The organism is Bordetella genomosp. 13 (genome assembly GCF_002119665.1).
In the GTDB taxonomy this organism is placed as follows: Bacteria; Pseudomonadota; Gammaproteobacteria; order Burkholderiales; family Burkholderiaceae_B; genus Bordetella.
Map to the genome: position 1 here is coordinate 1103218 of NZ_CP021111.1, position 15562 is coordinate 1118779.

A 15562-nucleotide genomic window follows, 5' to 3' on the forward strand; every position below is an offset into this window, starting at 1 on the left:
CCGCTGGGCCGGCATGCGCACCGGCCATGATGGCCGGTGCGGAGCGCCGCCCGGCTCACCGCTTCGCGCCCGACACCGTGTCCAGATGCCTGGCCAAGGCCGCCTGGGCGCGCTGGCCGCTGTCGGCGCCGACGCGCTCGGCCAGCACCTGGCCGAACTGCCGCAGCTGCGCGGCGGTCAAGCCCACGTTCATGCTGATGCGCATGTGCGCCTGCAATTGCGGCTCGACGCCGGCAAGCGCCGAGAGCATGGCCACCGTGGCCAGTTCGCGGCTCTGCCAATCCAGGTTGTCGCGTTCGAAGATGTCGCCGAACAGGTGCGTCTTGAGGTATTCGTCCGCCGCCGGAGCGAAGTCGAACAGCGGGCCCTTGACCGGTGCGCCGGACAGCCTGGTCTGGTTGGCGGTGCCCGCCTGCAGCAGCGCGGCGCCGGTCGGAATCGGGCGGCTGGGCGCCTGGCCCGGCGGGTCCTGTATCCCGCGCTGGCGGCGGGCCTCGAGCACCTTCATCAGTTCTCCCAGCGCATTCAGGCTGCGCGGGAATCCCGCGTAGGCGTAGAGCTGGACGAGAATCTCCCGGCTATCGCTGATGGTCAGCCCCGCGTCCAGGCCTTGCTTCAGCGCCGCGTTGAGCCGCGGCATGTCGCCGGCCGCGGCGAACGCCGCGATGGGCGCGATGGCCTGCTGGCGTGCGGTCAGGGTGTCGGAAACGCCGGAAGGCGGCGAGGCGGAGCCGGTCTTGTTTCCTTGTGCGGGCGGCGCGTCGGAAGCCTGGCTGGCGGCGGGCAGCCACCCCGTGGCCAGTGCCAGCGCACCGGCCAGCAGGACGCTGCCGGGCCATTTAACGGGCGTTGTATTGCTCATCGCTGACCTTCTCCATCCATTCGACGTTCTTGCCATCCACCGTGCCGGTCACGGCCAGGTGGGTCATCGCGGTGTGCGGCGCCGCGCCATGCCAATGCTTGACGCCGGGCGGACACCAGATCACGTCGCCGGGCCGGATCTCCTGCACGGGCTTGCCCCATTCCTGCGTCAGCCCCACGCCGGACACCACGACCAGCTGCTGTCCCGCGGGATGGGTGTGCCAGGCGGACCGGGATCCCGGCTCGAAGGTGACCAGGCCGCCCGATGCATTGAGGCGGTCGCGGGCCGGCCAGACGGGATCGATCCGTGCGCGGCCGGTGAAGAAGGTGTCCGGGCCGGCCACGGAGTGCTGCGTGCCCGCGCGCGTGATCTGCTGTGCGCCCTTGCCGGCGTCGACGGCATCCGCCGCGCTGGCGATGGACGATTGCGCGACGAGCGCACACAGGACTGCCTGCGGTAGCGATTTCTTCATGAGTTCCTCTGCAGTTGGCTTACGGGGAACTGTAAAGACCCAGGCATTGGACGAGAAGATCGTAAAATTCGAATGCGCTTGTGCATACGGCTCAACAATGATCAAGGAAAACCTCAACGACCTGCGTGCGTTCGTGGTCGTGGCGCGTGAACGCAGCTTCACGCGCGCCGCCGCGCAGCTGGGGCTGTCGCGGTCGGCGCTGAGCCACGCCATGCTGGCATTGGAAACCCGGCTGGGCGTGCGGCTGCTGACGCGCACGACGCGCAGCGTCTCCACGACCGAGGCGGGTGCGCGCTTGCTGCATACGCTTGCGCCGCGGCTGGACGAGATCTCGCAGGAACTCGAGTCGCTGAGCGATCTGCGGGCGCGGCCCGCCGGCACGGTTCGCATCACGGCGCATGACCATGCCATCGTCACGGCGCTGTGGCCCAGGCTGCTGCCCGTGTTGCGCGAGAACCCGGACGTCAACATCGAGTTCAGCGTGGACTATGCCTTCACTGACATCGCCGCCGGCCGCTTCGACGCGGGCGTGCGCGTGGGCGATCGCGTGGACAAGGACATGGTCGCGGTGCGTATCGCGCCCGACCTGCGCATGGCCGTGGCCGGTTCGCCGGAATATCTGTCGGGGCGGCCCGTTCCGCTGGCCCCGCAGGACCTGACGAAGCATCGCTGCGTGAACCTGCGGCTGCCCACCCACGGCGGGCTGTACGCGTGGGACTTCGAGAAGGACGGGCAGGTCCTCAATGCGCGCGTGGGCGGACAGGTCATCTTCAACAACACCTTCCTCATGCTGCAGGCGGCGCTGGACGGCATGGGCCTGGCGTATGTGCCGTACGATCTGGTGCGGCCGCACATCGCAGCGGGTCGCCTGGTGCCCGTGCTCGAGGACTGGTGGCCGGTGTTTCCTGGATATCACCTGTACTACGCCAGCCGGCGCCACGTATCGCCGGCACTGGCGCTGGTCATCGAGGCGCTGCGATATCGCGCGCCGCTGTGAACGCCGGTGCCGCCGTGCCGCGTATCGTCGCCGTCGCGCGGCACGGGACTTGCTTGATCGTATGCATCGGCCGTGGCCCGGTGGTGGTACGGCTGGAGGTTGCGTGCCCCGATCGCCGGAGACGTTGATTTTTCCTCTTAGAATCGGGGCGGGCAGCCGAACAGGCCCTTGGATCGAGCCCCACGTTTTTGGTGACTTGGAGGCAAACTGAATGTCGGCGAGCGACACCCCACTGCGTGACGAGGGCTTTCATGAAGAGGTCGCCGGCCGCGTCGGCGTACTGCCGGATTTGTTTTGCTCCGCCTCGGCGGCGCCCGGCCTCACCGACCCGCTAGGGGCATTCGCGAAGTCCGCCTACCTGGACAGTCCGCTGCCGGCACTGTTCAAGGAGCGGCTCTTCCTCCATTTGTCGCGCTTCTGCCAAGTGCGGTATTGCATCGTGCGCCACGTCGGCTTCCTGGCCGCGCAGCGGCGTCTGGTCGGCGATGCGCCGGCGCAGCCCGTGGACCTGGCACAGGTGATGCAGCTGCTGCGGCGCCCCATACCCGATGCCGCGGCGCTGGATCGTGCGCTGCTGAGCCTGGCCAGGTCCGACGACCCGTACGAACTGCCGCTGCCCGATACCGACGAGGAGAGGGCGCTGTTCGACGCCCTGGCGTTGATGTTCGTCGCGCCGGCGCGATCGGCACGCGCGCGCGAAGCCGTGCGCAAGGCCCTGGGCAAGCGGCGCTTCGAACTCATCGTCGGGTTCCTCGCCTTCGTGCGCACCGCGCACTATTGGGCGGAGATGCATCCCGAGCTCGATTACGAGCCCGACATGGTCGCCTACATGGTGCGGCATCCCGATCTGGCCGAGATCCTGCTGGAAACTGGCGCGCCCACGGCGAGCTCGGCGAGCCAGCAGCTGCTGCGCGCGTTGCAGGAGATCGAGGAAGGACATGCCGGGCGCCTGGATCGCGAGGCTCGCGTGAGCGGGCTTATCGACGGGATCGCCCAGGCCACGTGGGAGATCGATGGCGCCGGGATGGCGGTGACGGACAGCCTGAGCTGGCGCACGTATACGGGGCAGCGCCTGGAGGAGTGGCTGGGCAACGGCTGGCTGGAGGCGATCCACCCCGAGGACCGCCCGGATGTCGAACGGCAATGGCGCGAGGCGCTGGCGGGCGGCACCCAGCTCGACGTGGAGTTCCGGCTTTGGCATGCCGCCAGCGGCACGCACCGTTGGACGAACGCCCGCGCGGTGCCGATACGCCGCGACGATGGCTCGGTGGCGAAATGGCTGGGCATGAACATCGATATCGGCGAGCGCAAGGAAGTCGAGACGCGGCTGCGCGAACGGGAGGCCGACCTGGCGCGGGTGCAGCGCATCGGCGAAGTCGGAGGGCTGAATATCGACGTGGCGGGGGGCATGCGAAGCTGGCGCTCGCCGGAGTACCGGCGGCTTCATGGCCTGCCGCAGGATGCGGGCGAGGAAACGCACCAACAATGGGTGGCCCGCGTGCATCCGGACGACCGGGCGCGCGCGGAAAGCACGCTGCTCGCCGCCCTGTACGGACAGGGCAGGTCCTACGACAGCGAATATCGCATCGTGCGTCCGTCGGATGGGGCCGTGCGCTGGATACACGCGCGCGCCGACGTCGAGCGCGACGCCGACGGCAGGCCGGTGCGCCTGATCGGCGCGCACCTCGACGTTACCGAGCAGAAGCGCCTGCAGCAGGCGTTGCGCGAGCGGGAGGAGCGGCAGGCGTTCCTGCTCAAGCTGGCCGATGCGCTGCGCCCGCTGGCGGCGCCACAGGCAGTGCAGCAGGAGGCCGCGCGGCAGTTGGGCGCTCACCTGGGCGCGGACCGGGCGTTCTATGCCGAGGTCGACTCGCACAGCATGGTGACGATCGTCGCCGAGTATCGCAGCGAGCAGACGGATTCCGTGCCGAGCCGCTTCCGCCTGGACGAGTTCGGCACCGCGCCCGGCAACGCGTTGCGGGCGGGAGGCACGCTGGTGATCCACGACGTGCCGGCCTGGAGATTGCTCACCCCCGAGCAGACTCGCGCGTACGCCGGCTTCGGCATCGCGGCGCTGGTCAAGGTGCCGCTCGTCAAGGACGGCAGGCTGGTGGCGTTCCTGGGCGTGCATCAGTGCGCCGCCCGCCAATGGAGCGCCGGGGACGTGGCGTTGGTCGAGGACGTGGCGGAACGGACCTGGGCCGCGGTGGAAAGAGCGCGCGCCGAGGTGGCATTGCGCGAGAGCGAAGAGCGCTTGCGCAGCGCGGTCGAAGTGGGGCGGCTGGGCTTGTGGGACTGGAACATCAGGACGGGCGAGATTCATTGGTCCGACCAGCACTTCCGCATGGAAGGCTATGAGGTCGGAGAGGTGCGGCCCAGCTACGAGGCCTGGGCTGCGCGCATCCATCCCGAGGATCGCGAGCCGACCGAGGTGGCCCTGCGCAAGGCCATGGACGACCGCCGCGAGTACGTGCAGGAATTCCGCGTCGTCCATCCCGACGGATCGGTCCATTGGCTGTACGGACGCGGCCGTTTCTTCTACGACACCGCCTTGCGGCCGGTCCGCATGATAGGCGCGATGGTCGAGACCACCGATCGGCGGCTGTGGGAAGACCGCCAGCGTGTGCTGGTGGCGGAGCTGCAGCACCGTACGCGCAACCTGATGGGCGTGGTCCGGTCCATCGCCGACAAGACCATGCGTTCCAGCGCCAACCTGGTTGATTTCCGCCACCGTTTCCGCGATCGCCTGGACGCGCTGGCGCGCGTGCAGGGCCTGCTGTCGCGGCTGAACGAGCACGACCGCGTGACCTTCGACGAATTGATCGGCGCCGAGATTGCGGCCGTGAACGGCACGGCCGACCGCGTGCAGATCAAAGGCCCGCGCGGCGTGCGGCTGCGGTCGTCCACCGTGCAGATGCTGGCGATGGCGCTGCACGAACTGGCGACCAACGCCGTGAAGTACGGTGCGCTGGGCCAGGCCTCGGGACGGCTGGTCGTGGGCTGGTCATTCGAGCCGGAAGGGGAGAAGGGACAGCCGTGGCTGCACATCGACTGGCGCGAGACCGGCGTGGAGATGCCGCCGCCGGACGCGGCGCCGCGCGGCACGGGGCAGGGTCGGGAATTGATCGAGCGGGCGCTGCCGTATCAGCTCAGCGCCCGGACTTCGTATGCCCTGACGTCCGACGGTGTGCATTGCCAGATATCGCTGCCGGTCTCGGCCACCGCACTGGATGCGGGCTGAGCGCGGCCGCGCCAGGCTTCAGGCCCGGCGCGCGATGACGCGGCGTATCGCGTTCAGCATGGCCTCGGTGTTATAGGGCTTCTCGCAGCGAACTGCCGTCGCGTACCTGGCCGGTATCGACGAGGCGTCGTAACCGGTGGTGAAGATGAAGGGCACACCGCGTTCCAGCAACTGGTCGGCAAGCGGAAAGACCATCTCGCCGCCCAGGTTCACATCGAGTATGGCGGCATCCAGCGTCGGGTTGTTTTCGAGCAGCCTGAGAGCGTCGTCGATGTTGGCGGCCATGCCGGCCACGACGGCCCCCGCGTCTTCGAGTTCGGACTGCAGGTATTCAGCGATGAGGTATTCGTCCTCGACGATCAGTATGCGCCGATCGCGCAGGCTGTCTGTTGTCATTCTCACCTCCGGTGGCCGTGCCGTGGGCGTATGCGGATGGGTGCGCGCCTATCGGCATAGTAAGGCAGGTGCCGCCGGGGTGAAAGCGCTTTACGCGCGGGCGAGGCTTCAGGCCGCCTGAGGCTGCCGCGCCGGCGTCACGTCGCGCACGGCCGCCGCGAAACGTTCGACGATAGCGTCGATGTCGGCCGCGTTGCAGATGAACGGCGGGGCCAGCAAGGCGTGGTCGCCGCGCACCCCGTCTATGGTGCCGCCGGACGGGTAGATCATCAGTCCGCGCTGCATGGCGGCGGCCTTCAGTTGCGCGTGCACGCGGCGGGCCGGATCGAGCGGCGCCTTGCTGTCCCTTTCCGCCACGAACTCCACGCCCACGAACAATCCGCGTCCGCGGATGTCGCCCACGTTGGGGTGTTCCCCGAGCGCCGCATGCAGCCGCTCGCGAAGCTGCAGGCCGCGCGCCCGTACGTTGGCCAGCAGATTGTCGTCGCGGATCGTGTGCTGCACCGCCAGCGCAGCCGCGCAGGCGGTGGCATGGCCGATGTAGGTATGGCCGTGCTGGAAGAAGCCGCTGCCGCCCTCGATGGCGGCGTTGATGCGGTCGGTGGTCAGCATGGCGCCGATGGGCTGGTATCCCCCGCCCAGTCCCTTCGCAATGGTGATGATGTCCGGAACGACGTCGTCCTCTTCGCAGGCGTACAGATAGCCGGTGCGGCCCATGCCCGACATGACTTCGTCCAGGATCAGCAGCACGCCGTACTTGTCGCAGACGGCGCGGATGCGCTTGAGGTAATCGCCCACCGGAGGCAGTGCGCCGGCCGTGGCGCCCACCACCGTCTCGGCGACGAAGGCCGCGACCGTGTCGGGACCCAGAGAGACGATTCTTGCCTCGAGTTCGTCGGCCAGGCGTTGCGCGTACTGCGCGTCGGACTCGCCGTCGAGCCGGTCGCGGTAGGCATAGCACGGCGAGACGTGGTGCGCCTGCACCAGCAGGGGCAGGAAGGGCTCGCGACGCCAGGCGTTGCCGCCGATGGCCAATGCGCCCAGCGTATTGCCGTGGTAGCTCTGGCGGCGCGCGATGTAGTGGCGCCGCTGCGGCTGCCCCACCTCGACGAAATATTGCCGCGCCAGCTTGAGCGCGGCCTCGACCGCCTCGGAACCCCCGGACACGAAGTACACATGATTCAGATCGCCCGGCGCCGCATCGGTGAGGAAGTCGGCGAGCGACTCGGCGGGCTCGGTCGTGAAGAAGGACGTATGCGCGTAGGCCAGCGTGGCGGCCTGTTGCTGGATGGCCGCCACCACGCGCGGATGGCCATGGCCCAGGCACGACACCGCCGCACCGCCCGACGCATCGAGGTATCGCTTGCCTGTGCTGTCGATGAGCTCGATGCCTTGCCCGCCCACGGCGACGGGCGGGCGCTGGCGAGGGTTGCGATGGACGATGCGTGACATGGTCGATTACCGGAAGGAGAGAGAGCAAGGGCGCTCGGTGGAAAAAGTATAGGTAAATGGGGCGGTCTATGCAACAAATGATTCTTATGATGTTTTTATGAAACGATCGAGGCTGCGGGCTTTCCTCGAGGTGTGCAACAATCGTTGCGCCATTGATTCAGTCCTCCGTCCATGTCCGCCACTTCCTCTGCCGCACCCCGTACGCTGGCCCAATTCCAGGAGTATTGCCGCTCGCATTTCGGCGAGCTCAGCACGCAGTACCAGCAGGGCGTGCGCTATCTCATGGATCACCCGGACGAGGTGCCGATTTCGTCGATGCGCGCGATAGCCGGCCGCGCCGGCGTACAGCCGGCCACGCTGGTCAGGCTGGCCCAGCACCTGGGCTTCGACGGCTGGCAGTCGCTGCGAGCGCTGTTCGTGGAGGACTTCCGGGGCTCGCACCAGCCGTACGCATCGCGAGCCAGAAAAGTCGTGCGCAAAGGGGGATCGTCGCGCCTGCTCGACGACATCGTGCAGGCGCAGCACCAGAACCTGGAGGCCATGCGCGCCCAGGCCCAGGCCGGGCTGGCCAGTGCTGCGGAATTGCTGGGCCAGGCGCAGAGCGTACATGTGGCCGGCTTCCGGGCATGCTTTCCGGTGGCGTGCACGTTTCACTATCTGTATCGGCTGTTCCGCAAGTCTGTGCATCTGGTGCGCGCCGACGCGGGCGCTCTCGAGATGGAGCTGCGCGCCTTCGAGCGGCAGGATGCCGTGCTGGTCATCAGCTTCGCGCCCTATTCGCAAGAGGTGCTGCGGGTGGTCGAGGCCGCCGGCGCTGCCGGCTGCCGCGTGGTGGCGCTGACCGACAGTTCGGTGTCGCCTCTTGCGCTTCAGGCCGACTGCACGGTGCTGTTCTCGGTGGAGAGCCCGTCGTTCTTCCCTTCGATCACCGCTGGCGTCGCGGCGGCCGAGGCGCTGGTCGAGCAGCTGCTGGCCCGCGAAGGCAAGGGCGCCGTCAAGGCCCTGGAGGCTGCCGAAGGCCAGCTTCATCGCATGGGGGCTTACGTCACCGCGCGGCGCCGCTAGGGACGGCCGCCATGGCGGTCAGGCCGGGTCGGTGTCCTCGAACGGGTACACCCCGCGCCGGTCGAGACGCCGATAGTCCAGCAGCGTCAGGTCGGCCGGCCCGTGGTCCGGCGTGTCCACGATGAAGATCTCGCGGGCGATGGGCTCATAGAAGTCGCGGAAGTGCGTCTTGGACCGCAGCACGATCACGTCGAAGTCCTCGGGACGCTGGCCGAACAGGTAGAACGGGTCGCCGTCCACCGCAAAGGCGAAGCGGCTGACCACGCTGATCCACACGCCGTCGATGCGCAGCAGTGCCGTCATCCCCAGGTCGACCGGCATGCCGCGCTGGTAGTTGCCGGTGACGCGGTAGGAAATGGGGCCGGCGCGTTCCACCTGCGCCGTGACGGTGAGCGGCGGGCCGGCCTGCGGCGAGCTGTGCGCGCCCAGGCGCAGGGTCACTGTCGAGCCTTCGCCGGCTTCGAAGGCCGCCTGTGCGGCCGCCGGGTCCAGCAGGAAGGGCACGGCGACCTTCTGCATCCTGCGTTCCAGCACGGCGGCCAACACGTAGGTCGAGTCGTTCATGCGGTCCGCGTGTTCCAGCAGCACATACGGTCGCGATGCGGCGGGCGGGCCGGAAGCCACCCGGTCCATCGCCTGCTGCACGGACAACACCTGGATGGGGCGATACAGCGCGCGGCGTCGCGCGCGGATGCCGTCGGCCACCTGCTGCGCGATTTCGCTGGCCTCGTCGATGGGGCCGTCCAGCACGCAGAGCACGGCGAAGCCCGTATTGTGAGCGTCGGCGTACGAGAAGCCCGCCATGATCGAGATGTCCAGATAGCGCTGGTGGGCGGCTTCGCGCTCCCGCGCCTGTGCGATCAGGCCGGCCAGCGGTTCCAGGCTGGTGGCGCTGAAGATACTGGGCACCAGCACGCCGGGCTTGGCCACCGCCATGCGGGGTCGGATCTCGCCGGCGATGGTGCGGCACAGGCACAGCGCGGCGCGCCGGCCGGTGTCGCCCATGTCGATGTGCGGCGACTTGTGGTACGCGAATGCCGCCGTGGCGTGGGCCAGGGTGCCCGCGTCGACGTTGCCGTGGTAGTCCAGCGTCACCACGATGGGCAAGCCGGGCCCGACGGCCTGGCGAGCGCGCTCGATGATGTGGCGCTCGACGTCGGGATAGGACGGCGCCGCGCATGCGCCGTGCAGGTAGAGCAGCACGCCGTCGAGTTCGCCGGCCTGGGCAGCGAGCGCGGCGCAGATCTCTTCGGTGTAGAACTCCACGGCCTCGTCGGTGGCCGGGCCCAGCGCACCCAGCAGGGTGTGCACGATGGGCACCAACCGGACCGCGCGCGATTCGCAGACCTCGATGATGCCGCCCGCCACCGTGTTCGTGCCGCGCAGTTGGTCGACGATGGCCTGCCCGCGCAGGGCAACGTTCTCGAAATCCTGCAGGGTGCAGGGCACCGGCAGGAAGCTGACGGATTCGGTGTTGAAGGCGGCGAAGGCCACGCGGGGGGGCTGAGGCGGCGGTGCGAATGTCATGGCGGTGTCTTGGTCCGAAACAAGTGTTGTGTGATATCTTAAAACGAACCGGTTGATTCTTGATGCCCGCGGTGGCACGTCGGCCGGACAGACACAACAACCATTCAAGGGAAATGCCATGGTTCATCCCACCCTGCAACGCATGTTGCACCGTATCGCCGTCTGCGGCGCCGTGCTGGCGCTGGCTCCGCTATCGGCGCAGGCCGCCTTCCCCGAGCGGCCCATCACGATCGTCGTACCGTCCGCCGCGGGCGGCACGCCCGATACGCTGATGCGCTTCCTGGCGCAGAAGGCCCAGGAACGCTACAAGCAGACCTTCGTCGTCGAGAACCGGCCGGGCGCCTCCGGCATTCCGGGCATCAACGCGGTCTATCGCGCGAACCCCGACGGCTATACCCTGGGTTATGCCAACAACGTCACGCTGGCCATCAATCGCACCGCCTTCAAGGAACTGCCCTACGACCCGCAGGCGCTGGTGCCGGTGGCCTACGTGATGAAGGTCGCCAACGTGCTGGCGGTGAATCCCTCCTTGCCGGTGAAGACCCTGGACGAGTTCCTGGCGTACGCCAGGGAGAACCCCGGCAAGGTCACGTTCGCCTCGCCCGGCCAGGGGACCTCGGGCCATCTGACCGGCGAACTGCTGGCCAGCAGCTCGGGCGTGAAGCTGCTGCACGTGCCTTACCGCGGCAGCCCGCAGGCCACCAACGACGTCATGGCGGGAATGGTGGATGCCCTGTTCGACAACACCACCAGCATCAGCCCGCACATCCGTTCGGGCAAGCTGCGTGCGCTGGCCGTCACGAGCCTGAAGCGCTCGCCCAGCTTCCCCGACCTGCCCACCGTGGCCGAGAGCAAGCTGCCCGGCTTCGAGGGCGTGGCATGGGGCGGGGTGGTCGCGCCGCCGGGCACGCCGCCCGAGATCGTGCAGACCTTGACGAAGATGTTCAATGACCTGCTCGAAGACCCGGCCATCCGCGACCAGTTGCTGAAGATGGGCATGGACGAGGTGATCGGCGGACCGCCGCAGGCCATGGCCGACTATGCGGTGAAGGAAACCGCGAAGTGGGGCAAGGTCATCAAGGAGGCCGGCGTCGATGTGCAGTGATCGGCGGCACGCCATCGACCCGTCCACGCGAGCGGCCGCCAGGGACCTGGTCGTCCGCTGGTTCGACGTGCTGGCGCGTGGCACCGCCGATCCCGTTGCCGGCATCACGCGCGCCTCTTACGGACCGGGCGAGCAGTTCGCCCATGACTTCCTGCGCGCGGAGGCGGCTGCGCTGGGCCTGGGCATTGCCCAGGATGCCGCGCTGAACAGCTACATGAGCCTGCCCGGCCGCGATTTGCACGCGCCGGCGATCATGATCGGGTCGCATCTGGATTCGGTGTCCCAGGGCGGCAATTTCGACGGCGCCGCCGGCGTGGTGGCCGGCCTGGCCGCGCTGTTCATGCTGCAGCGGCAACGAGTGGCGCTGCGTGGCGACGTCACCGTGATGGGAGTGCGCGCCGAGGAAAGCGCCTGGTTCCAGACTTCTTACATCGGCAGCCGGGCGGCGCTGGGCCGGCTGGCGCCCGAGGCGCTGCAGTGCCGGCGCGTCGATACGCGAACCAGCCTGGCCGACCACATGCGCCAGCAGGGCGGCGACCCGGACGCGCTGCTGGCCGGCCCGCCTTTCCTAGACCCGGCGCGCATCCGGGCCTTCATGGAAGTACACATCGAGCAGGCCCCCAGCCTGGTCGAGGCAGGGGTGCCGCTGGGCATCGGCACGGGCATTCCCGGCAACTTCCGCTATCCCGAGATCACGGTCGTCGGCGACACGGCACATGTGGGCCTGCCGCGCCGTTTTCGCCGCGACGCGCTGGTGGCGGCCGCCCGCTTCGTTGCGCGGATGGATGCGCTCTGGCAGCGCTGGGAGGATGAGGGCAGAAGCATGGCGTTCACCGTGGGGCGGCTGCACACGGACGCGGCGAACGACGCGATGACGAAGGTGGCGGGCGAGGCCCGGTTCAGTCTCGACGTGCGAGCCTATGACGCGGGCGATGTGACTGCTCTTCACGACGACGTTCTCGCCATCGTGTCCGCCTTGCAGGAGGAGTGCGGCGTGCGGTTCGAGCTGGGACGCCGCACGCACGCGCCGGTGGCGACCGCCGCGCCCGACATCCAGGCCACCCTGGCCGAACTGGCGCGGGCGCGCGGCATCCCGTGCGTGCCGCTCGCCAGTCCCGCCTCGCACGATGCGGCCGTCTTCCACGAGGCCGGGGTGCCGATGGGGTTGCTGTTCGTGCGCAACCGCAACGGCAGCCACAATCCGCACGAGGCCATGGACATCGACGACTTCATGCTGGCGGTGGATGTGCTCGCCGACTGGCTGATGGCGCAAGGCTGAGGGCGGCGCGGCAGACCGCTGCCCGGCGCGGCGCGTCTGCCTGTACGGAAAACGCCTGGTACAAAGCGTTGCAGCGGGCTGGCCCAGGACAACTATAGTCGGCTGATATCCACGTGTTGGAGCTGACATGCCTGAGCACGCCACGCGACACCACTACGTCGAGGTCGACGGCCGCCGCATCTTCGTGCGCGAGGCCGGGCCGCCGGAAGCGCCGGTGCTGCTGCTTCCCCACGGTTACCCTTGCTCATCCTTCCAGTTCCGCCGGCTCATGCCCGCGCTGGCCGACCGCTGGCGCACCGTCGCGTTCGACTGGCCGGGGTTCGGCTACAGCGACACGCCGGATCCCGCGGAGTTCATCTACGACTTCGACGGTTATGCCGAGGTGCTGGCGCGGCTTGCCGACGCCCTAGTTCTGCGGCGCTACGCACTGTGGCTGCACGATTACGGTTCACAGATCGGCCTGCGGCATGCCATTGCCCATCCCGAAAGGATCGCGGCGCTCGTCATTCAGAACGGCGACATCTACGAGGACGTGCTGGGTCCGAAGTACGAGACCATCCAGGCATGGTGGGCGGACAAGTCGCCCGCGAATCATCGTCCGCTGGAAGAGGCGGTCAGCGAGGAAGGCTTCCGCAGCGAGTTTGTCGGCGAGGTGTCGCCCGAGGTTGCCGCCCGGGTTCCCCCGGATCTCTGGAAGCTGCACTGGCCGTTGATGGACACGCCTGTCCGCAAGGCGGTGTCGGTCGGCCTGATGGAGAAGCTCGAGTCGAACCTGCAGTGGTTTCCGCGCTATCAGGCGTACCTGCGGGAGCACACGCCGCCCACATTGATCGTGTGGGGCCCGCAGGATGGCTACATGCCCGAGCCTTCGGCCAGCGCCTATCTGAGGGACCTGCCGGATGCCGAACTGCATGTGCTTCATGACGCCGGGCACTGGCTGCTCGAAACGCACTTCGAGCAGGCACAGCGCCTGGTGAGGGACTTTCTGTCGCGGGTGTGGGCGTAAGCGCCCTACGCCTCGGCAAGTCCGCGGCGGCCGCCTAGGGCCTGTTAACAGGCCCTAGCCGAACCGCTTGACCATCCGGGCCAGTCGGGCGACGCCGCCGGTGCCGCTGGCGGCCCGGCCGACCAGCGCCGTTCCCGCTGCCGTGAGCAGCATGCGGCGCAGCAGGCTGCCGTTGCGCATGCCCCGCATCATCAACATCGTGCCCAGGCCCAGCACGATGAGATGTTCGCCGGGGAAATCGGGGCGCTTGGCGTCGATCTCCTTCAGGCGGCCGACCAGCGACTGCGGCTCTTGCACGCGATAGGGGGCGGAGGTGGGGACGGGCAGGTTCTGCATGGTGGCTCCTTTGATCGGATGAGAGGCCGGTGGGATGAGCAAGCGGCATGCCGGTGAAGCCTGCGTCAGGACTCGCCGAGCGTCGATTCGCCATCGCCCTTGGCGTCGGGATAGCGGATCACGCTGAATTCGCCCGTGGATTCCATGTAGGCGCGGCGAACCTCGTCCAGCGTGGCCACGCCTTTCAGCCGCAGCTGCTCCATCAGCTCCTGCCGCGTCAGGTGTTCGCGCCGCAGGCCGGCCGTGTCGATGCGGCCTTCGCGGATCAGGCATACGCGGCTGGGCTCCATGAGCTTGCGCACGAAGGGGACGTAGTAGGCCACCCGATCGAGCACGAAGCTCCATCCCACTATGGTGGTCACGACGATCATGCCGTCACCCAGCGAGTCCGAATCTCCGGACATGGCGGTGCCAGCGGCGTCCGCCACCAGCACGAGCACCAGGATGTCGGCAGCCCCCATCGAGCCCAGGTCGCGCCGGCCCGCGATGCGCAGCAGGATCAGCAAAGTCCAGTAGATCGTCGTGCCCCGCAGGAACATTTCGGCGGGCCCGGACTGAAGGGAAAACAGGTCTGTGATCATGTCCATGGAAGATATCCTCGTATCGCGTAGCGAGCGTGGGAGAGAGCGGATGGCGCTGCGCAAGATTCGTGCCGGGGCGTGCACGCGCGGCCCGGGACATATGCGCCAGGATGCGGGCATGCCGCTTGCTGCAGGGCCGGGCTGCTCGGCTGTCGTCCTTGCTTTGCCGCATCGCAGACGGCGGCAGGCGGCACGACAGGACGACCTGCCCTTGCGCCGACTCTTCCAGGAGCCCGTCATCGCCGACATCGTGCAACTGCGTCCTGAGGGTCTCTACTGCCCCGCCGGGCGCTTCTACATCGATCCGTGGCGTCCCGTGGACGTCGCGGTGTTGACGCACGGCCATGGCGATCATGCGCGTCCGGGCATGGGCCGCTATCACACCAGCGCCGAGGGTCTCCCCATCCTGGAATGGCGGCTGGGCCAGCAGCAGTATCACGTGCACGATTACGGCGAGGCGTTCACGCTGGGAGGCGCCCGGGTGTCGCTGCATCCCGCGGGACACGTGCTGGGCTCGGCGCAAGTGCGCATCGAGGCGGAAGGAGAGGTATGGGTGGTGTCGGGCGACTACAAGCGTCAGCCCGATCCCACGTGCACGCCGTTCGAGGTGGTGCCCTGCGATACCTTCATCACCGAGGCCACCTTCGGCCTGCCGATCTACCGCTGGCCCAGCGCCGCGGACGTGGCGCGCGACATCGTGCAGTGGCGCGACCATTGCGCGGCGAGGGGCGAGGCGGCCATTCTGTACTGCTACGCGCTGGGCAAGGCGCAGCGGGTGCTCGCAGAGCTGAAGCCGTTCGTCGACCGCCCGGTGTACCTGCACGGCGCGATCGCCGCGGGCGTGGACGTGTACCGGCAGGCGGGCGTCGCGTTGGCGGATACCCTGCCGGTGATAGAGGCGAACGGCAAGGCCCGCGCCGCCGGCACGGGCTTCGCCGGCGAACTGGTGATGGCCCCGCCCTCGGCCGCCGGCAGCCCCTGGCTGCGGCGCTTTCGCAAGGCTCAGCATGGCTTCGCGTCGGGATGGATGCGCCTGCGCGGCAACCGGCGCCGCCGCAACATGGACCGCGGCTTCGTCGTGTCGGACCACGCCGACTGGCCGGCCTTGCTGCGCACGATACGCGAGACGGGCGCAAGCCGCGTGATCGCCACGCATGGCGACACGGTGGCGCTGGTGCGCACCTTGAACGAGGCCGGCGTGACCGCCGAGACGCTGGCCACGCAGTACGGCGACGAAGAATAA

Annotated in this window: 14 protein-coding genes; 7 read left to right on the top strand and 7 right to left on the bottom strand. The window is 68.5% G+C overall.

The features are described 5' to 3' along the window. Positions 1 to 55: 55 nt before the first annotated feature. The gene (locus CAL15_RS05110; protein WP_086077590.1) at positions 56 to 862 is read right to left on the bottom strand and encodes a carboxymuconolactone decarboxylase family protein; all 807 of its coding nucleotides are present in this window, start codon (positions 860 to 862) and stop codon (positions 56 to 58) included. Next, positions 840 to 1334 carry a (R)-mandelonitrile lyase gene (locus CAL15_RS05115; RefSeq protein WP_086077591.1) on the bottom strand — a complete coding sequence of 165 codons (495 nt, stop codon included), beginning with the start codon at positions 1332 to 1334 and terminating at the stop codon, positions 840 to 842. The genes CAL15_RS05110 and CAL15_RS05115 overlap by 23 nt, the downstream gene beginning before the upstream one ends. Positions 1335 to 1431: 97 nt before the next feature. On the opposite strand from CAL15_RS05115, the gene CAL15_RS05120 reads away from it, so the two are divergent. Beyond that, complete coding sequence (locus tag CAL15_RS05120) at positions 1432 to 2331, top strand: LysR family transcriptional regulator (protein ID WP_086077592.1); 900 nt, start codon at positions 1432 to 1434, stop codon at positions 2329 to 2331. A gap of 211 nt (positions 2332 to 2542) precedes the next feature. Beyond that, entirely contained in the window at positions 2543 to 5572 is a 3030-nt protein-coding gene (locus CAL15_RS05125) for a PAS domain-containing sensor histidine kinase (protein WP_086077593.1), read from the top strand. An 18-nt stretch (positions 5573 to 5590) separates the two neighbouring features. Here CAL15_RS05125 and CAL15_RS05130 read toward each other — a convergent pair whose 3' ends face one another. Then, the gene (locus CAL15_RS05130) at positions 5591 to 5968 is read right to left on the bottom strand and encodes a response regulator (RefSeq protein WP_086077594.1); all 378 of its coding nucleotides are present in this window, start codon (positions 5966 to 5968) and stop codon (positions 5591 to 5593) included. Between the two features lie 108 nt (positions 5969 to 6076). Further along, positions 6077 to 7420, bottom strand: coding sequence for an aspartate aminotransferase family protein (locus CAL15_RS05135; RefSeq protein ID WP_086077595.1), 1344 nt, complete (start codon positions 7418 to 7420; stop codon positions 6077 to 6079). A gap of 171 nt (positions 7421 to 7591) precedes the next feature. Here CAL15_RS05135 and CAL15_RS05140 point away from each other — a divergent pair, with 171 nt between their 5' ends. Continuing rightward, entirely contained in the window at positions 7592 to 8485 is an 894-nt protein-coding gene (locus CAL15_RS05140) for a MurR/RpiR family transcriptional regulator (protein WP_086077596.1), read from the top strand. 18 nt (positions 8486 to 8503) lie between these two features. Here CAL15_RS05140 and CAL15_RS05145 read toward each other — a convergent pair whose 3' ends face one another. Continuing rightward, positions 8504 to 10012 (bottom strand): M81 family metallopeptidase, encoded by a 1509-nt coding sequence (locus CAL15_RS05145; protein ID WP_086077597.1) that lies wholly within the window; start codon positions 10010 to 10012, stop codon positions 8504 to 8506. Between the two features lie 118 nt (positions 10013 to 10130). Between CAL15_RS05145 and CAL15_RS05150 the strand changes: the two genes are divergently transcribed. The 3 genes from CAL15_RS05150 (at position 10131) to CAL15_RS05160 (ending at position 13402) form a co-directional block, all read left to right on the top strand. After that, on the top strand, positions 10131 to 11117 hold the full coding sequence (locus CAL15_RS05150; RefSeq protein ID WP_086077598.1) for a Bug family tripartite tricarboxylate transporter substrate binding protein: 987 nt from the start codon (positions 10131 to 10133) through the stop codon (positions 11115 to 11117). Beyond that, positions 11107 to 12396, top strand: a complete 1290-nt coding sequence (locus tag CAL15_RS05155) for a hydantoinase/carbamoylase family amidase (protein WP_086077599.1) — start codon at positions 11107 to 11109, stop codon at positions 12394 to 12396. Before CAL15_RS05150 ends, CAL15_RS05155 begins: the two co-directional genes overlap by 11 nt. A 127-nt stretch (positions 12397 to 12523) precedes the next feature. Next, positions 12524 to 13402, top strand: a complete 879-nt coding sequence (locus tag CAL15_RS05160) for an alpha/beta fold hydrolase (RefSeq protein WP_086077600.1) — start codon at positions 12524 to 12526, stop codon at positions 13400 to 13402. Between the two features lie 54 nt (positions 13403 to 13456). On the opposite strand, the gene CAL15_RS05165 is transcribed toward CAL15_RS05160, so the two are convergent. Both CAL15_RS05165 and CAL15_RS05170 read right to left on the bottom strand, forming a co-directional pair. After that, entirely contained in the window at positions 13457 to 13738 is a 282-nt protein-coding gene (locus CAL15_RS05165) for a hypothetical protein (RefSeq protein ID WP_232468121.1), read from the bottom strand. Between the two features lie 65 nt (positions 13739 to 13803). Next, complete coding sequence (locus tag CAL15_RS05170) at positions 13804 to 14325, bottom strand: DUF421 domain-containing protein (protein WP_086077601.1); 522 nt, start codon at positions 14323 to 14325, stop codon at positions 13804 to 13806. Positions 14326 to 14557: 232 nt separating this feature from the next. On the opposite strand from CAL15_RS05170, the gene CAL15_RS05175 reads away from it, so the two are divergent. After that, entirely contained in the window at positions 14558 to 15562 is a 1005-nt protein-coding gene (locus CAL15_RS05175) for a ligase-associated DNA damage response exonuclease (protein WP_198299232.1), read from the top strand.